Raw genomic sequence first — 17,878 nt, forward strand, 5'->3', positions numbered from 1 at the left:
TCCCACCTCAAATGAACAAGTGTTCAATTCATGTGAGGGGAGACGCATGGAGAGACGACTGGTTCCGATCCACGAAAGTTGGGAAAAGATGCGCAGCGCGTTCCATTGGGATGTGCCAGCGCGGTTCAATATCGCCGAACGTTGCTGCGATAGCTGGGCATCGGAAGACCCGGACAAACTGGCAATTATCGACGCGTCGGATGGCGATAAACACTGGAGCTTTGGCGCGCTAAAAGATGCGTCTGACAAGCTTGCCACCGTGTTCAGACTGCTTGGTGTAGAGCAGGGGGACCGGGTGGCCGTGCTGCTGCCCCAAGGTCCGGCGGTGATGATCGCGCATTTCGCGGCCTATAAGCTGGGCGCGGTCGTGTTGCCGCTGTTTACGTTGTTTGGCGCGGATGCCTTGGAATACCGGTTGGCCGACAGTGGAACCAAGCTGGCCGTGACGGATCGTGAAGGTGCTGAAAAGCTGGCCGGATTGCGCCACCGACTTCCAGAACTGGTTGATGTGATTTCGCTGGATGGTGGTCCGGCGCGTGCCTTCTGGGAAGATATCGCCGCTGCTCCGGCGCTTGAGGCGCCGGTGAATACGCGGGCCGATGACCCTGCGGTTCTGATTTATACCTCCGGCACGACGGGCCCGCCCAAAGGCGTGCTGCATGCGCATCGGTTTTTGATGGGGCATCTGCCGTCGGTCGAACTGCACCATCGCTTTTTCCCACAGCCCGGCGATTGTGGCTGGACCCCTGCAGATTGGGCCTGGATCGGTGGCCTGATGGATTTGGCGATGCCCTGTCTTTACTACGGCGTTCCACTGGTCAGTCGTCGCATGCGGAAATTTGACCCGACCGAGGCGTGGGATCTGATCGCACGGCACAACATCCGCAACCTGTTTTTGCCGCCTACAGCGCTGAAAATGATGCGCCTAGCGCCTGTTCCCGAAGGGGTCAATATTCGTTCCATCGGGTCGGGCGGAGAGAGCCTTGGCAGCGAATTGCTGCAATGGGGCCGCGAAAAGCTGGGCACTGATATTTCCGAGATTTACGGCCAGACAGAGTGCAACCTTGTCATCGCCTCGGTCCCCGGCCTGATGGCGGCGCGGCCCGGCGCGATGGGCCTACCGGTGCCAGGGTTTGATGTGGCGGTATTACGCGCTGATGGGGCGGTTGCCGCCCCTGACGAGTTGGGCGAAATCTGTGTGCGACGCGGAACGCCGGTGATGTTCTTGGAATACTGGGGAAAGCCGGAAAAAACCGCCGAGAAATTCATGGGCGACTGGCTGCGCACCGGCGATTTGGGAACCTGCGGGGCGGAGGGGTTGTTCACCTATGTATCGCGCGATGACGATGTGATTACGTCGGCCGGTTATCGCATTGGCCCCTCTGAGATAGAGAATTGCCTGCTTGCGCATCCAGACGTGGCCACCGTAGCTGTCGTGGGGCAGCCTGACCCAGAGCGGACCGAAATTGTGGTCGCCCACGTCGTACTGCGTGAAGGCGCGCAGTGGGAGGGGCTGGAAGACGCGCTAAAGCAACTGGTGCGTGACCGGGTCAGCCCTCATGTCGCCCCGCGCAAAATTATCCGCGCCGACAGCCTGCCGATGACTGCGACGGGAAAGATTTTGCGCCGGGCGCTACGGGGTTAAAGGTACTTCGCCGCTTCTTTCCGGGCGAAGTTTTTCATCTGGTCGCCATGTTCGGCCAGAAACGCCTTAACCCGATCCGGGTCGTGCTTTGACAGGTCACGCAACCACCATGCGACGGCTTTTTGAATGTACCAGCGCTGGTCATCGACATAACCAGCGGCCCATCCAAGAACGCGTTCGCGAATGGCCAGATCTTCGGGCTTGGGGTGGTTTTGTTTGGTCCATGGCAGTGTAATCACAAGGGCCGCACGCTTGGTCCACATGTCGTCAGAAGTGGTCCAGGCTTCAACCTCGTCAATGCGCGCGGGGCCGGCGACAAGGCGCTTCATGCCGGCCATGCAGACGTGATCGGCAATGGCCCAGCTGTCAAACTGCGGCACCCATGATTTGATCAAATCCCAAACCGCATCGTCCGCTTTGATCCGCGCTTGGGTCAGCAGCTTCGCAGCCGCCAACCGGGCCTCAAAGATATCGGTGTCCCAAAGGGCGCTGGCCAATGCGACGCGGTCTTCAACGCTTAGCGATTGGCGCCATTCTTTGGCCAGATCGTTAATCACAGGGTTGGTAACCCCCAGATAGACGCGCGCGACTTTATGATACTCAGCCGCGCCTTCTGCGCGACCGGGAACTTGTTGGGATTTTAGCGCCGCAAGGGCGTCATCAAGGGTCATTCGACGGTCACAGACTTGGCAAGGTTGCGCGGCTGATCAACGTCGGTGCCCTTCGCAACCGCCGTGTGATAGGCCAAAAGCTGCGCTGGAAGCGCATAAAGGATTGGTGCCATCAGGTCGGATACCTCGGGCAAGACAATCGTTTGCCACACGCCGTCGCTTGCGATCTTGGCACCCTGCGCATCGGTGATCAGGACCACTTTGCCGCCGCGAGCCAGAACCTCTTGCATGTTGGAAACGGTCTTGTCGAACAGGCGGTCATGAGGGGCCATAACGATGACCGGGACATGTTTGTCGACCAAGGCAATGGGGCCGTGCTTTAGTTCGCCAGATGCATAACCTTCGGCATGTATATAGCTGATTTCTTTAAGCTTTAGCGCGCCTTCCAATGCCAGAGGGTACATCGCGCCGCGCCCAAGGAACAACACATCGCGCGCTTCGGCCAGTTTGGCAGCGACATCTTTGATGTCGCCGCTAAGACCAAGGGCGATGTTCATCAGGCCGGGTAGGTTTTGCAAGGAAACCAAATGCTGGGCCAAACCTTCGGCATCCAGCCGGTCTTTCGCAACGGCGGCTTTCAGCGCCATCAGGGCCAGAACGGTCAGCTGACAGGTGAACGCTTTTGTCGATGCAACGCCGATTTCGATACCTGCGTGGATCGGGAAGACAATATCGCTTTCCCGCGCGATCGAACTTTCCGGCACGTTCACGACTGCGGCAATCTTGTCGGCCTTGCCTTCAGTATAGCGAAGGGCGGCCAGCGTATCTGCGGTTTCGCCAGATTGGCTGACAAACACGGCCAAGGTGCGCGCGGGCACTGGGGGTTCGCGGTAACGGAACTCTGACGCGACATCCACATCTACGGGAATGCCTGCAAGCTGTTCGAACCAGTATTTAGACGTCAGGCAGGCCAGATAGGCGGTGCCGCAAGCAACCATCGTGATGCGGTCATAGGCAGTGAAATCAAGGCCATCGGCAGGGAAGTTCACATCCAGCCCGTCGTTGGACAAATAGTGCCCAATCGCATCACCAAGCACGCCGGGTTGTTCGGCGATTTCCTTGGCCATGAAATGCTTGTGACCGGCCTTTTCGACGCGTGCCGTGTCGACCTGAATGGTCTTGATTGCGCGGTTTGCACGACGACCGGCGGCGTCGAACACTTCGGCGCCTTTACGGGTGATGATGGCGCGGTCGCCTTCTTCAAGATAGGTGATTTTGTCCGTCATCGGGGCCAGCGCGATGGCGTCAGAGCCGACAAACATTTCCCCGTCGCCATGCCCGATTGCCAGCGGAGATCCTTTGCGCGCGGCGTAAAGCAGATCTTCTTCGCCGTCGAACAGGAAACACAGGGCAAAAGCGCCCTCTAGCCGTGCAATCGTCTTTTCCGCAGCATCGCGCGCCGACAGGCCCTGATTCATATAGTGGTGCGCCAACAGGGCAACGGTTTCAGTGTCCGTTTCGGTTTCAAAGCCAATGCCGCTTTCGGCCAATTCGGCCCGCAAATCACGGAAGTTTTCGATGATGCCATTGTGAACGACCGCAACTGGCCCAGCCTTGTGCGGGTGCGCGTTCCCGACGCTTGGCGCGCCGTGCGTGGCCCAACGGGTGTGGCCAATACCGGATTTTCCGGCAAGCGGTTCGTGGACCAGCAGGTCTGACAGGTTCACCAGCTTGCCAACCGCGCGGCGGCGGTCAAGCACGCCATCGTTGACGGTCGCAATCCCGGCGCTGTCATAGCCGCGATATTCAAGCCGCTTCAGTGCCTCAACCAGAATAGGGGCCGCTTCGTGGCTCCCAAGAACACCCACAATACCACACATTATTTGGACTCTTTCTGTTTCAATAGCTTTGCAGACTTCAATTTCTCAAACAATCTTCGTGCCAATTCCGGTTTCACCGACTGTTTCGCGCGGGCAATTGCCATAGCTCCGTCTGGAACATCCGACGTGATGACCGACCCCGAGGCTGTCATCGCGTCAGCCCCGATTTTCACCGGTGCCACCAGCATCGTATCCGAGCCGATGAACGCGCGCGCGCCGATTTCAGTCCGGTGTTTGAACACGCCGTCATAGTTGCAGGTCACAGTGCCCGCGCCAAGGTTTGCGGCTTCGCCAACCGAGGCATCGCCGACATAGCTTAGGTGATTGACCTTCGCGCCCTCGGCGATGGTGGCGTTTTTGACTTCGACGAAATTGCCAATGCGTACGTTTTCAGACAGTTCGGCACCGGGGCGCAGGCGGGCATAGGGGCCCACGATTGCACCGCGCGAAACATGGCACCCTTCCAGATGCGAAAAGGCACGGATGGTGGCACCGGATTCAACGGTAACGCCGGGGGCGAAAACCACGTTTGGTTCGATCACCGCGTCGCGACCAATGATGGTGTCATAAGCAAAGTACACCGTGTCGGGTGCCATCAAGGTAACGCCATCTTCCAACGCAGCAGCGCGAGCGCGTTTCTGAAACGCGGCGTCTGCGCCGGCCAGTTCGGTGCGGGTGTTTACGCCAAGGGTTTCAGCCTCGTCACAGGTTACGACAGTCGCGCTTAGGCCGCGGGCGTTGGCAAGGCCAACGATGTCCGTCAGATAGTATTCTTCGGACGCATTGTCGTTTGAAACATCGTCGATCAGGCTGAACAGGGTCGCGCTGTCGGCGGCAACGACGCCGCTGTTGCATGTGGTGATCGCGCGTTCTGCTTCGGTGGCGTCTTTGAATTCGACGATCTTTTGCAGGCTGTCGCCGTCTTTCACCAAGCGGCCATAACGGCCGGGGTCGGCGGCTTCGAACCCCAACACGACAACATCGTGGGTTTTACGCGCCGCGATCATATCCGTCAGGGTTTCGGGGCTGATGAATGGTGTGTCGCCGTACAGAACGATTGCATCGCCAGTGAACCCGGCCAAAGCATCGCGCGCCTGCGCAACGGCATGTGCTGTGCCCAGCTGTTCGTCTTGGCGCACAACGACCACGTCTTCGTCATGGGCGCGGGCGGCTTTTTCCACCACCTCTGCACCGTGGCCAGCCACAACCACTGTTTTTTCAGGCGCAAGGGACGCGCCTGCGCGCATGGCATGCACCAAAAGCGGGGCGTGCGCGATAGGGTGAAGAACCTTCGGCAGGTCGGAGTTCATCCGCGTGCCTTGGCCCGCGGCGAGGATAATAAGCGCTGTTGGCATGCGTTCCGCTCTTTCAATCTGTTGTTGCTCCTTTTATCGGGGAATGGCTCAATCGCAAGGGTGGGCAGGATCAAAAGGCATTTCGTCAGGTTTCAGGCCTCGGCGGAATGATGCCGAAATGGGGGATGTATGCGTACAGTTATCTTTGATTTGGACGGAACACTGGCCGACACAAGTCGTGATCTGATCGCCGCCGCGAATGCGTGTTTTGATGGCCTTGGCCTTGGCGCGCCGTTGGACCCGGCACAGGATCAGTCCACTGCCTTTCACGGTGGGCGGGCGATGTTGAAGCTGGGCTTTGAACGGGTGCGCCCGAACTGGACCGATGCGGACATTGACGCGCAGCACCCGATTTTGTTGGCGTCTTACGCAGACAATATCGACCGGCATACCGTGCTTTACCCAGGCGCGTTGGATGCTGTGGTGCAGTTGCGCGATGCTGGGTTCGCGGTTGGGATTTGCACCAACAAACCCGAAGGGCTGGCCGAAACGTTGATGCAGCGTCTGGGCGTGCGCGATCATTTTGCGTCGTTGGTGGGGGCCGATACATTGCCTGTGCGCAAACCCGACCCCGCGCCCTATCGCGCAGCGGTTGACCGGGCGGGCGGGGCGATTGAACGCTCCATCCTGATTGGGGACACGGTGACAGACCGTGAAACAGCGCGCGCCGCTGGGGTGCCTTGCGCCTTGGTGACGTTTGGCCCAGATGGGCGCGGCGTGGCCGATTTGGCGCCCGAGGCATTGCTGGATCACTATGATGGGCTGTTCGATCTGGCCAACCGCCTTTTGCCTGCGTGACGTAAGGCAAAGTTCAGCCCCGGATTGACGTGAGCGGAATTGGCCCACAGGGTGATCATATGAGCGATGATTTCAAAGGCAGCTTCACCCAGCAAGAGCCGATCCCTGAAGAGGGGATCGCCGCCGCGCTGAAGGTTATGCGCCATGGCCGCCTTCACCGCTATAATGTGGTGGAAGGCGAGGTCAGCGAAACCGCATTGTTAGAGGAAGAATTCGCCGCCTTCACCGGCGCGCAATATTGCTTGGCCGTTGCTTCGGGCGGGTATGCGATGGGCTGTGCGTTGCGGGCCTTGGGTGTCAGCGCGGGCGACAAGGTTCTGACCAACGCCTTCACATTGGCCCCTGTGCCCGGCGCGATTGCCAGCGTCGGTGCGCAAAGCGTGTTTGTCGAGGTGACAGACGCGCTGACCATCGATCTGGACGATCTTCGCGAAAAGATCACGTCATCCGGCGCGCGGGTTCTAATGCTAAGCCACATGCGCGGGCATATCTGTGACATGGACGCATTGATGGCGATCTGTGATGCGGCGGATGTGCAGGTAATCGAAGACTGCGCCCACACGATGGGGGCCGCGTGGAACGGTGTGCCGTCGGGTCGCCACGGTGTGATCGGCTGCTATTCCACCCAGACCTACAAGCACATGAATTCGGGCGAGGGCGGGTTTTTGATTTCCGACGATGCGGATGTGATGGCGCGTGCCGTGATTTTGTCAGGCTCTTACATGCTGTATGACCGCCACCGCGCAGCACCCCTCGTCGAAGCGTTTGAACGCGTGAAATACGACACGCCGAACGTGTCAGGCCGCATGGACAACTTGCGCGCCGCGATCCTGCGCCCGCAATTGAAAGCGTTGCCGCAACAGTGCGCCAAGTGGAACGCGCTGTATCGCGCGGTCGAAGGTGGGCTGGAAAACACGCCGGGGCTGACGTTGATCGCACGTCCCGCGGCTGAGCAGTTCGTGGCGTCCTCGTTTCAGTTCCTTCTGAAAGGGTGGGCGGCCAGCGGCGTGCAAGAGGTGCTGCGCCGATGTGCCAAGCGCGGTGTCGAACTGAAATGGTTCGGAGCCGATGAACCGGCGGCGTTTACCTCGCGCTATGATCACTGGCGCTATGCCGCGCCGACACCATTGCCGCAGACCGATGCGGTACTGGCCGGTTTGGTCGATATGCGCCTGCCGCTGACGTTCACCATTGCCGATGCGGAACACATCGCCCGCATCATCCGCGCCGAAGTGTCCGCTGTTTTTCAGGCCAGCGCCTAGTTGCCCGGTACATACAGCGGCACGGTAGAGATCGACATTTTGGCCGACCCTTCGGTCAGTTCCCGTGCATGGGCCAGATAGATCAGCGTTTGGTTTTCCTCGTCGAAAATCCGTTTGATCCGTAGAGATTTCAGAATGATCGAGCGGCGTTCACGAAACACCTCTTCGCCGCTGTCGCTTCGGTCAATATCACCCATCACGATCGGCCCGGTCTGACGACACGCGATTGATGCGTTTGACGGGTCTTCGAACCAGTTTCCTTGCGATAGTCGGTCCAAAACGGATCGGTCGAAATAGGCGATGTGACAGGTGACGCCCTGAACCTGGGGGTCCGATATCGCCTCGATCACGATGTCATTTCCCACCCAGTCAACGCCGACTTTACCGACCTCTTCAGCATTGGCAGCCATACCAATGGAAAGGGTAAGCGCAGCAAATAGAATTCGTTTCATAACGCAGCCTTTTAAGTTGATGCACCCGAACCAACGCGCGAACGCTAGGTTTGGTTCACGGTTTTTTCCAATACTTGACCCGACTCGCGCAAACTGATTAACTGAACAAGCGTTCAATAAAGCGCTAGGGGAGGAAACCGGCCATGTTTAATGCAACGATGAAGTTCGACCTTGGTGAAGAGGTGAACGCCCTTCGCGACATGGTGCACCGCTGGGCGCAAGACCGCGTGAAGCCGATCGCGGCTGAAGTTGACAGCAAGAATGAGTTCCCCGCCGCGCTGTGGCGCGAAATGGGCGATCTGGGTCTTCTGGGCATTACCGTGGATGAAGAATTCGGCGGCGCCGGGATGAGCTATCTTGCCCACACCGTCGCGGTTGAAGAAATCGCGCGGGCATCTGCCTCGGTCTCTCTGTCGTATGGGGCGCATTCCAACTTGTGCGTAAACCAGATCAAGCTGAACGGCACGCCCGAGCAGAAGGCAAAATACCTGCCGGGTCTGATTTCCGGTGAACATGTCGGCGCGCTTGCCATGTCCGAAGCGGGCGCTGGGTCTGACGTTGTGTCGATGAAACTGCGCGCGGAAAAGAAGAACGGTTATTACACGCTGAACGGCACGAAGTTCTGGATCACGAACGGCCCGGATGCGGACACGCTGGTCGTATATGCCAAAACCGACCCCGAAGCGGGAAGCAAAGGCATGACCGCGTTCATCGTTGAAAAGTCGATGAAGGGGTTCAGCACCTCCACCCATTTCGACAAGCTGGGGATGCGCGGGTCCAACACGGCCGAGCTGATCTTTGAAGACGTCGAAGTTCCGTTCGAAAACGTTTTGGGGGAAGAAGGCAAGGGCGTGCGCGTTCTGATGTCGGGCCTTGATTACGAACGGGTCGTTCTGTCGGGCATCGGCACTGGCATCATGGCCGCCTGTCTGGACGAGGTGATGCCGTATTTGGCAGAGCGCAAACAGTTCGGCCAACCCATCGGGAATTTCCAGCTGATGCAGGGCAAGATTGCCGACATGTATACCAAGATGAACTCGGCCCGCGCCTACGTTTACGAGGTCGCGAAAGCCTGTGATCGCGGAGAGGTCACGCGCCAAGATGCGGCCGCCTGCGTTTTGTATGCATCAGAAGAGGCGATGGCCGTTGCCCACCAAGCGGTCCAAGCGATGGGCGGCGCGGGTTTCATGAACGAAACGCCCGTTAGCCGCATCTTCCGCGATGCCAAGTTGATGGAGATCGGCGCAGGTACCAGCGAAATCCGACGGATGTTGATTGGGCGGGAAATGATGGGGGCAATGGGCGGATGAACCCCGAAACCAGCGGCGCAAGCTTGTTCGGCAATGGTGTCGAAGCAACCGAAGGGTTGCTGCACCGCGAACTGGCGGGCGTTGTGAATGTTTTGGAATGGGTCGGTGCTGGTGTCGATCTTTTCGCCATTGCGGTCATGCTGATCGGGGCAATGCGGTTTGTCATTGGCTTCGTAAGGGCGGAATTCAACCGCAAAGAAAATGACCGTGCTCGTCAGATCAATCACGAACGGGTTGAGCTGGGGCGTTACATCCTTTCGGGGCTGGAACTGTTCATCGTGTCCGACATCATCCATGCGGCGCTAAGCCTTGCGCTGTCCGATCTGGTGTTCCTTGGCCTGTTGGTGGTGATCCGGTCCGTTATCAGCTTTTTCCTTGATCGCGAGATCCGGGAAATCAGGGAAGACCCTGAGAAATGACAAAAAGAAATTCGATAACCGCCAAGGGCTTTCCTTGTTGGGCGGAAAAGGGGACGCGATGAAACTTCAATCTCAGGCCATCGTTGGATCGGAAGGCTTTTCGGCCAACCGTGCGGCGCATTTGGAAGCGTTGAAGGTTGCCTCGGCAGCGGCGGAAATGGCTGCGGCCGGGGGCGGCGAAAAATCCCGTACGCGGCATCTGTCGCGTGGGAAAATGCTGCCACGGGATCGGGTTGCGAACCTTCTCGACCCCGGCTCTCCATTTCTTGAGGTCGGCGCGACGGCGGCCCATGGCATGTATGGTGGCGCGGCCCCCTGTGCGGGTGTGATTGCGGGTATTGGCCGTGTGCACGGGCAAGAGGTGATGGTTGTCTGCAACGACGCGACCGTCAAAGGCGGCACCTATTACCCCGTTACCGTAAAAAAGCATCTGCGCGCGCAAGAGATCGCAGAAGAATGCAATTTGCCCTGCGTCTATCTGGTGGATAGCGGTGGCGCGAACCTTCCCAATCAGGATGAGGTGTTCCCCGACCGCGACCATTTCGGGCGGATTTTCTATAATCAGGCACGGATGAGCGCGAAGGGTATCCCGCAGATCGCGGTCGTTATGGGGTCATGTACGGCGGGCGGGGCCTATGTGCCCGCCATGTCAGACGTCACGATCATCGTGAAAGAGCAGGGGACGATCTTCCTTGCTGGCCCACCTTTGGTGAAGGCCGCAACTGGCGAAGTCGTTACAGCCGAAGATCTTGGCGGCGGCGATGTCCACACGCGCCTGTCCGGCGTCGCGGATTACCTGGCCGAGGATGACGCGCACGCGCTGGCGCTGGCTCGGCGCGCGGTTTCGCATTTAAACCGGGCAAAGCCGCAAACCGTTCAATGGCAGACGCCGGAAGACCCGGCCTATGACCCGGATGAGCTGTTCGGCGTCGTTCCCGCCGACTTGCGCACGCCCTATGACATCCGCGAGGTGATCGCCCGCGTCGTCGACGGCTCGCGTTTCGATGAGTTTAAGCCGCGGTTTGGTGAAACACTGGTCACCGGCTTTGCGCATTTGCAAGGGTGCCCAATTGGGATCATCGCAAACAATGGCGTTTTGCTGTCAGAGGCCGCGCAAAAAGGCGCGCATTTCGTAGAGCTTTGTTCGCAGCGCAACATCCCGCTTGTCTTCTTGCAGAACATCACCGGCTTCATGGTTGGGCGCAAATACGAAAACGAAGGCATCGCGCGCCACGGCGCAAAGATGGTGACGGCGGTTGCCACCACGAACGTGCCCAAAATCACTATGGTGGTTGGCGGGTCTTTCGGGGCGGGCAACTACGGCATGGCAGGCCGCGCGTATCAGCCACGGTTTATGTGGAGCTGGCCGAACTCTCGCATCAGTGTGATGGGCGGCGAACAGGCGGCGGGCGTTCTGGCCACGGTCAAACGTGATGCGATTGAACGGGCGGGCGGTGAATGGTCGGCTGACGAAGAGGCCGAATTCAAACGCCCCACGATTGAGATGTTCGAAGAACAGTCACACCCTTTGTATGCCTCGGCCCGTTTGTGGGATGACGGCATCATCGACCCGCGCAAAAGCCGCGAGGTTTTGGCACTGTCGCTATCCGCAGCGCTATGCGCACCAATTGAACCCACGCGGTTCGGCATATTCCGGATGTGACGTTGAACTACACCATGGTCACATATGTCTTCCTGACGTTGCTGGGGTTGTATTCTATTGCCACCCGGCTGGCCCCTTACCATGGCCTATCCGAAGGTGGCTGCCGGTTGGGCTATGTCTATGACGGTGACACCGCCGAGCTGATCTGCGGAGAGAATGTCAGAACCGCGCGTTTTGTCGGCTTGGATACGCCAGAAACCAAATCGCCGGGCTGTCGGGCAGAGCTTGATCTGGGGAAACGCGCGACTGAACGCATGCGGGCGCTTCTTCGCTCGGGGATTGTCGAATTGTCGGATGAAGGTTTTGACAAATATGGGCGGGCACTGGTGAGGGTCTTCGTTGATGGCCGCGACGTGGCCAAGACCATGGTCGCAGAAGGCTTGGCCGTTACCTATCAGGGCGGGACGCGCCCAGATTGGTGCGCGAAATTGGAGCGATAGGCATGGCCACAAATCATATATTTGCACCTGACGGGAGGGGCTAAAATGTTCCAGAAGATCCTTATTGCTAACCGGGGCGAGATTGCCTGCCGGGTGATTGAAACGGCCCGCTCGTTAGGGGTCGCCACCGTGGCGGTTTATTCTGACGCGGATAACGCGGCCAAGCATGTCGCCATGGCGGATGAGGCCGTGCACCTTGGGCCGCCGCCACCCGGCGAAAGCTATCTTAAGGGCGACGCGATTATTGCGGCCGCCAAGGCGATGGGCGCGCAGGGGATCCATCCCGGTTATGGCTTCCTGTCCGAAAACCCCGATTTCGTCGCAGCGGTTGAGGCTGCGGGGCTGACCTTTATCGGGCCATCGGCTGATGCGATCCGGGCCATGGGGCTTAAGGACGCCGCCAAGAAACTGATGGAGCAGGCGGGCGTGCCTGTTGTTCCCGGCTATCACGGGGACAATCAGGATGGCGAACATCTGTCTGGTGCGGCTGATGCCATCGGCTATCCGGTGCTGATCAAGGCCGTGGCGGGTGGCGGCGGTAAGGGGATGCGCAAAGTTACCTCGCCCAAGGATTTCGCCGATGCTCTGGCCAGTGCGCGCGGCGAGGCGAAGACGGCCTTCGGCAACGATGCGGTATTGATCGAGAAATTCGTCGAAAAGCCCCGCCATATAGAAGTGCAGGTGTTCGGGGATGGCACCGATGCGGTGCATCTGTTCGAACGCGATTGTTCGCTTCAGCGGCGCCACCAAAAGGTGATAGAAGAGGCTCCGGCCCCCGGCATGACCGCCGAAATGCGCAAAGCGATGGGGGAAGCCGCTGTGAAGGCCGCGAAAGCCATCGGATACAAAGGCGCGGGCACGGTAGAATTTATCGTGGATGCCAGCGACGGCCTGCGTGCCGACCGGTTCTGGTTCATGGAGATGAACACACGCCTTCAGGTCGAACACCCCGTGACCGAAGCGGTGACAGGTGTTGATCTGGTGGAATGGCAGTTGCGCGTTGCCTCGGGCGAGGCTTTGCCGGTTCGGCAAGATGATCTGTCGATAACCGGTCACGCGTTCGAAGCGCGTCTATATGCCGAAGACGTGCCCGCCGGTTTCCTTCCCGCAACGGGCACGTTAAGCCATCTGCAATTCAGCCCTGCCGCCCGCAATGACAGCGGCGTTCGGCAGGGGGATGCGATCAGCCCGTTTTATGACCCGATGATCGCAAAGGTCATCACTCATGGCCCGACGCGCGAAATCGCGCTGGCCCGCCTAACCCGCGCCTTGGCCGAAACAGAGGTCGCGGGCAGTGTCACGAACCTTTCCTTCCTAGGTGCGCTGACCCGGCATCAAGGGTTCGCAGCAGGTGACGTGGATACTGGCCTTATCGAACGTGACCTTGATGCGCTGGTCGCCAGCAGCGACGCGACGGCGCAGGCCAAGGCGCAAGCGGCCATGGCGGCCGCCGGTGTGTTGGACGGTGGCGATGGCATGGCGGGTTTCACCCTTTGGGCACCGCTGTCCCGTACCGTTTCCCTTGGCGATGACATGGACGCCATTATCCAGATGACTGGGGCAAATGCGGCGACCGTCACGATGGATGACACGACTGTCCGTGCCGACCGTGATGACAACGGATGGCGCTTTGACGGCATGCCCGCCGCGCGCTGGGCGGTGGCAGGCGGACAGGTTACCATTTTCGGTGCCGAAACGCACAACTTCACGATCACGGACCCGTTGGATCGCGCGGGCGATGATGCGTCGGGCGGGAACCTGATCGAAGCACCGATGCCGGGGCTGGTGAAGGCCGTGTTCGTTGCGCCCGGCGATACGGTGGAGCAGGGGCAGCGGCTGGCCATTCTGGAAGCCATGAAGATGGAACATACCCTGACCGCCGGTCGCGATGGCACCATCGCCGAAGTACTGACCCACGATGGCGCGCAGGTAGAGGCCGGCGCCGCACTGATCAGGTTAGACGATGAAGAGGAAGCCGCCGCATGATCCGCCTTCACCATTGTCATCAAACCCGCTCCATGCGGTCACTGTGGGTGCTGCATGAACTTGGCGTTGATTTTGAGATCGTCCTTCATGCTTTCGACAAAACGCTGCGCGCACCTGAATATCTGGCGCTGAACCCCGCTGGCCGGGTGCCCGCGTTGGAAATTGACGGCGAGGTGATGTTCGAAACCGCCGCTATCACCGAATACCTGTGCGAACGCTTTCCGGACAAAGGGCTCGGTCGACTGCCCGGCGAGATTGAGCGGATGGATTGGCTGACGTGGGTTCATTTTGCCGAAACGATCAGCCAGCACGCCGCCGCGCTGACCCAGCAGCACGTGGCCCTTTACGATGATAGCATGCGCAGCCCCATCGTCATGAAGCTGGAGGCGAAGCGGTTGGAAAAATGCTATGCCGCGATTGAGACGCGGCTGAACGCCAATTACGACCGCGCGCCGTATCTGTTGGTGGGGGGCTTTTCCGCAGCGGATATTAGCGTTGGGCAGGCGATCTACATGTCGCGCCACTTCGCGCGGATCGAACCGTTTCCTGCCCTAAGCGAATGGTATGGCTTGATAACCGAACGGCCGGGGTTCCAAGCCTCGCTTCCGCCTGAGGGGGCTGAACTGTTGTATCAAAAAGAGTTCTATGAGGCGTGGGATGGTTGATTTCGTCGAGATATTTGAGGTTGGCCCGCGCGATGGGTTGCAGAACGAAAAACGGATGATCCCGGCGGCGGAAAAGATCAAGCTGATCGATACGCTGTCGCAGGCCGGTTTCCGGCGGATAGAGGTGGCAAGCTTCGTTTCCCCCAAATGGGTGCCGCAAATGGCCGACAGCGGAGAGGTTCTGGCCGGGATCACCCGCGCGCCCGGTATTTCCTATGCCGCGCTGACGCCCAACATGAAGGGGTATGAACGCGCCCGTGATGCCCGCGCGGACGAGGTGGCGATTTTTGGCGCTGCGTCCGAAGGGTTCAGCCGCGCCAATATCAACGCCTCGATTGACGAAAGCCTTGAACGGTTCGCGCCTGTGGCAGAACAAGCGAAACGGGATGGCGTTCCGGTACGCGGCTATATCTCTTGTGTGACGGATTGCCCGTATGACGGCGCTACCCCGCCCGCCAAGGTGGCCGAAGTCGCGGCAAAGCTGTGGGCCATGGGCTGTTATGAAATCAGTCTGGGCGACACGATCGGGCAGGGCAGCCCCGAAACCATCACCGCCATGCTTGAGGCTGTGTTGAACGAGGTGCCGGCGCAAAAGCTTGCCGGGCATTACCACGACACCGCAGGACGGGCGCTGGCGAATATCGAAGCCTCGGTTGCGCTGGGCGTGCGGGTGTTTGATGCGGCAGTGGGTGGCTTGGGCGGTTGCCCTTATGCGCCCGGTGCTGCGGGCAATGTCGCGACCGAGGCGGTGAATAAACGCCTGACAGATTTGGGTTACCATACGGGGCTAAACGCCGGTGTGTTGGACAAGGCCGCACAGATGGCACGGGATATGCGAGAGGGCAGCGATGTTTGAGACGATCAGAATAGATGTGGATGAACGCGGCGTTGCTGGCCTGTTGTTGAACCGTCCTGAAAAGCGCAACGCACTGTCGGCGCAAATGATCGCTGAACTGACACAGGCGGCCAAACAGTTGGGGGATGATCCTGCTGTTCGGGTTGTTGTGCTGTCGGCGGCGGGCAATGTGTTTTGCGCGGGCGGCGATCTGCGGTGGATGCAGGAACAGATGGCCGCCGATCCGCAAACCCGCGCGGTCGAGGCGCGCAAGCTGGCCGAAATGCTTCAGGCGTTGAATACGATGCCAAAGCCACTGATCGGGCGCATTCAGGGGAACGCGTTCGGGGGCGGGGTCGGCATGGCCTCTGTCTGTGATGTGGTGATCGCGGATAAGGACGCGCAGTTTGGGCTGACGGAAACGCGCCTTGGCCTGATCCCAGCAACCATCGGCCCCTATGTCATCGCCCGGATGGGCGAAGCGAACGCGCGGCGGGTTTTCATGTCGGGCCGCATCTTTGGCTGTTTCGAAGCGGTGGACCTTGGCCTTGTGGCCCATGCGGTTCCTGCGCGCGACTTGGACGAACGCATCGAGGCAGAGGTCGCACCCTATCTGTCCTGTGCCCCCGGCGCGGTTGCGTCCGCCAAGGCGCTGGCGCGCCAGTTGGGCCCGCGTATCGACGACGAAGTCATCGATTCCACAATCGCCGCCCTTGTCGCCTGTTGGGAGGGCGAAGAGGCGAAAGAGGGGATCGGGGCGTTTTTCGACAAGCGTAAACCGGCGTGGGCGTCTGATATCTGACCATTGTCTGGGTTGCGCGCGCTGCCCGCGTCGCCGGGCCATAGATGGAATCTGTGGCCTGCTGCGACTCAGTTCCTGCGACCATCTGGCACTATCTTGGTGAACGTCGCGGTATAGATTGCCAAAAATATGTTGTGAATAAGGGGTTTCTGCAATGCGGCGTTTGGTTGACCCCGTGCCGCACCAGAGGTAAACCCTGCTTAGCCACAGGACCGCGTCATTTCGGCGCGCGCAAGAGGAGCCATGCCATGGACGATCTTCTCAGAGAATATCTGCCGATTATCATTTTCTTGGGAATGGCCGTTGCGCTTGGTCTGGTACTTATACTGGCCGCCGTCATCGTTGCCGTTCGCAACCCTGACGCAGAAAAAGTGTCAGCCTATGAGTGCGGGTTTAACGCATTCGACGATGCACGGATGAAGTTTGACGTTCGCTTCTACCTTGTGTCGATCTTGTTTATCATCTTCGACTTGGAAATCGCCTTCTTGTTCCCATGGGCCGTTGCATTCGGCGACCTGGGTGATGTGGGCTTTTGGTCGATGATGGTTTTCCTTGCCGTGCTGACCATCGGCTTTGCCTATGAGTGGAAAAAAGGAGCCCTGGAATGGGAGTGAGCACCGCCGCAAACACCGCCGGGGTTGACCGCGAGCATAGCACGCAGGTTCTGAACAAAGAGCTGCAGGATAAGGGTTTCCTGCTGACCTCGACCGAAGATTTGGTGAACTGGGCCCGTACCGGTTCGTTGCACTGGATGACCTTTGGTCTTGCCTGCTGCGCGGTTGAGATGATGCACACCGCCATGCCACGCTATGACGTAGAGCGTTATGGCTTTGCGCCACGCGCCTCTCCACGTCAGTCGGACGTGATGATTGTTGCGGGTACTTTGACCAACAAAATGGCCCCCGCGCTGCGCAAGGTTTACGACCAGATGCCAGAGCCGCGTTATGTGATCTCTATGGGGTCCTGCGCGAATGGTGGCGGTTACTATCACTACAGCTATTCCGTTGTGCGCGGCTGTGACCGGATCGTTCCGGTGGATATCTACGTTCCCGGCTGCCCGCCCACGGCAGAGGCGCTGGTTTACGGTATTCTACAGCTGCAACGCAAAATTCGCCGCACCGGCACGATTGTGAGGTAACCCCATGACCGAGGCCCTGAACGAGCTTGGCGCACATATCAGCCTGAAACGCCCCGATTGCGTTATTTCGTATTCCATCGCGAACGACGAACTGACGCTGGAGGTCGCGCCGACATCGCTGGTTGGCTTGGCCGAGTTTCTGAAAACGGACGCGACATGCCGGTTTTCGACCTTGGTCGACATCACGGCAATCGATTACCCCGAACGTGCTGCGCGGTTCGACGTGGTTTACCACTTCCTGTCGATGTACCAGAACCACCGTATCCGCCTGCGCTGTGCGGTGCGCGAAGAAGACATGGTGCCGTCGATCATCGATGTGCATCCTTCGGCGAACTGGTTTGAACGCGAAGTGTTCGACATGTTCGGCATTTTGTTTTCGGGCCACCCGGATTTGCGCCGCATCCTTACGGATTACGGCTTTCGCGGTTACCCGCTGCGCAAGGATTTCCCGACAACGGGCTATACCGAAGTACGCTATGACGAGGCGCAGAAGCGCGTTGTTTACGAACCTGTCAGCCTTGTTCAGGAATACCGCCAGTTTGATTTCATGAGCCCATGGGAAGGTGCCGAATACATCCTTCCCGGTGATGAAAAAACTGACGGCGCGAAAGGGTAAT

At 59.2% G+C, this 17,878-nt stretch carries 18 protein-coding genes; 14 read left to right on the top strand and 4 right to left on the bottom strand.

What is annotated here, in order from left to right; translation table 11 throughout:
• The first annotated feature begins 46 nt into the window (after positions 1 to 46).
• Entirely contained in the window at positions 47 to 1,645 is a 1,599-nt protein-coding gene (locus COL8621_RS05680) for an AMP-binding protein (protein ID WP_093966304.1), read from the top strand.
• On the opposite strand, the gene COL8621_RS05685 is transcribed toward COL8621_RS05680, so the two are convergent.
• Genes COL8621_RS05685 through glmU form a run of 3 tightly spaced genes read right to left on the bottom strand, consistent with a single transcriptional unit; the run spans position 1,642 to position 5,491 of the window.
• Complete coding sequence (locus tag COL8621_RS05685) at positions 1,642 to 2,316, bottom strand: DNA alkylation repair protein (RefSeq protein ID WP_093966305.1); 675 nt, start codon at positions 2,314 to 2,316, stop codon at positions 1,642 to 1,644. The two genes, COL8621_RS05680 and COL8621_RS05685, sit on opposite strands and share 4 nt — an antisense overlap.
• A complete protein-coding gene (glmS, locus tag COL8621_RS05690) occupies positions 2,313 to 4,136 on the bottom strand; it encodes a glutamine--fructose-6-phosphate transaminase (isomerizing) (protein ID WP_093966306.1) in 1,824 nt (607 codons plus the stop codon). Before glmS ends, COL8621_RS05685 begins: the two co-directional genes overlap by 4 nt.
• A complete protein-coding gene (gene glmU, locus COL8621_RS05695; RefSeq protein ID WP_093966307.1) occupies positions 4,136 to 5,491 on the bottom strand; it encodes a bifunctional UDP-N-acetylglucosamine diphosphorylase/glucosamine-1-phosphate N-acetyltransferase GlmU in 1,356 nt (451 codons plus the stop codon). Before glmU ends, glmS begins: the two co-directional genes overlap by 1 nt.
• A 129-nt stretch (positions 5,492 to 5,620) precedes the next feature.
• Between glmU and COL8621_RS05700 the strand changes: the two genes are divergently transcribed.
• Positions 5,621 to 6,289: an HAD-IA family hydrolase gene (locus COL8621_RS05700; RefSeq protein ID WP_093966308.1), complete on the top strand. Its 669-nt coding sequence runs from the start codon at positions 5,621 to 5,623 to the stop codon at positions 6,287 to 6,289.
• Positions 6,290 to 6,348: 59 nt separating this feature from the next.
• On the top strand, positions 6,349 to 7,551 hold the full coding sequence (locus tag COL8621_RS05705; protein WP_093966309.1) for a DegT/DnrJ/EryC1/StrS family aminotransferase: 1,203 nt from the start codon (positions 6,349 to 6,351) through the stop codon (positions 7,549 to 7,551).
• Here the strand turns inward: COL8621_RS05705 and COL8621_RS05710 are convergent.
• A complete protein-coding gene (locus COL8621_RS05710; protein WP_176438436.1) occupies positions 7,548 to 8,003 on the bottom strand; it encodes a CreA family protein in 456 nt (151 codons plus the stop codon). The two genes, COL8621_RS05705 and COL8621_RS05710, sit on opposite strands and share 4 nt — an antisense overlap.
• A 143-nt stretch (positions 8,004 to 8,146) precedes the next feature.
• Here COL8621_RS05710 and COL8621_RS05715 point away from each other — a divergent pair, with 143 nt between their 5' ends.
• From COL8621_RS05715 to COL8621_RS05765, 11 genes are all read left to right on the top strand, one after another.
• Entirely contained in the window at positions 8,147 to 9,313 is a 1,167-nt protein-coding gene (locus tag COL8621_RS05715; RefSeq protein ID WP_093966310.1) for an isovaleryl-CoA dehydrogenase, read from the top strand.
• Positions 9,310 to 9,732 (top strand): DUF1622 domain-containing protein, encoded by a 423-nt coding sequence (locus COL8621_RS05720; RefSeq protein WP_093966311.1) that lies wholly within the window; start codon positions 9,310 to 9,312, stop codon positions 9,730 to 9,732. The genes COL8621_RS05715 and COL8621_RS05720 overlap by 4 nt, the downstream gene beginning before the upstream one ends.
• A gap of 58 nt (positions 9,733 to 9,790) precedes the next feature.
• Positions 9,791 to 11,395 carry a carboxyl transferase domain-containing protein gene (locus COL8621_RS05725; protein WP_093966312.1) on the top strand — a complete coding sequence of 535 codons (1,605 nt, stop codon included), beginning with the start codon at positions 9,791 to 9,793 and terminating at the stop codon, positions 11,393 to 11,395.
• Positions 11,396 to 11,397: 2 nt separating this feature from the next.
• A complete protein-coding gene (locus COL8621_RS05730) occupies positions 11,398 to 11,835 on the top strand; it encodes a thermonuclease family protein (protein ID WP_141137838.1) in 438 nt (145 codons plus the stop codon).
• Between the two features lie 45 nt (positions 11,836 to 11,880).
• A complete protein-coding gene (locus COL8621_RS05735) occupies positions 11,881 to 13,821 on the top strand; it encodes an acetyl/propionyl/methylcrotonyl-CoA carboxylase subunit alpha (RefSeq protein ID WP_093966314.1) in 1,941 nt (646 codons plus the stop codon).
• Positions 13,818 to 14,486, top strand: a complete 669-nt coding sequence (locus tag COL8621_RS05740; RefSeq protein ID WP_093966315.1) for a glutathione S-transferase family protein — start codon at positions 13,818 to 13,820, stop codon at positions 14,484 to 14,486. The genes COL8621_RS05735 and COL8621_RS05740 overlap by 4 nt, the downstream gene beginning before the upstream one ends.
• Positions 14,479 to 15,342 (top strand): hydroxymethylglutaryl-CoA lyase, encoded by an 864-nt coding sequence (locus tag COL8621_RS05745; protein ID WP_093966316.1) that lies wholly within the window; start codon positions 14,479 to 14,481, stop codon positions 15,340 to 15,342. The genes COL8621_RS05740 and COL8621_RS05745 overlap by 8 nt, the downstream gene beginning before the upstream one ends.
• Complete coding sequence (locus COL8621_RS05750) at positions 15,335 to 16,123, top strand: crotonase/enoyl-CoA hydratase family protein (RefSeq protein ID WP_093966317.1); 789 nt, start codon at positions 15,335 to 15,337, stop codon at positions 16,121 to 16,123. The genes COL8621_RS05745 and COL8621_RS05750 overlap by 8 nt, the downstream gene beginning before the upstream one ends.
• A gap of 248 nt (positions 16,124 to 16,371) precedes the next feature.
• Positions 16,372 to 16,737, top strand: a complete 366-nt coding sequence (locus tag COL8621_RS05755; RefSeq protein WP_093966318.1) for an NADH-quinone oxidoreductase subunit A — start codon at positions 16,372 to 16,374, stop codon at positions 16,735 to 16,737.
• Entirely contained in the window at positions 16,728 to 17,261 is a 534-nt protein-coding gene (locus tag COL8621_RS05760; protein WP_093966319.1) for a NuoB/complex I 20 kDa subunit family protein, read from the top strand. The genes COL8621_RS05755 and COL8621_RS05760 overlap by 10 nt, the downstream gene beginning before the upstream one ends.
• Positions 17,262 to 17,265: 4 nt before the next feature.
• Positions 17,266 to 17,877, top strand: coding sequence for an NADH-quinone oxidoreductase subunit C (locus COL8621_RS05765; protein ID WP_093966320.1), 612 nt, complete (start codon positions 17,266 to 17,268; stop codon positions 17,875 to 17,877).
• The last annotated feature ends 1 nt before the right edge of the window (position 17,878 follow it).

It is taken from the genome of Actibacterium lipolyticum, from assembly GCF_900184935.1.
In the GTDB taxonomy this organism is placed as follows: Bacteria; Pseudomonadota; Alphaproteobacteria; order Rhodobacterales; family Rhodobacteraceae; genus Actibacterium_A; species Actibacterium_A lipolyticum.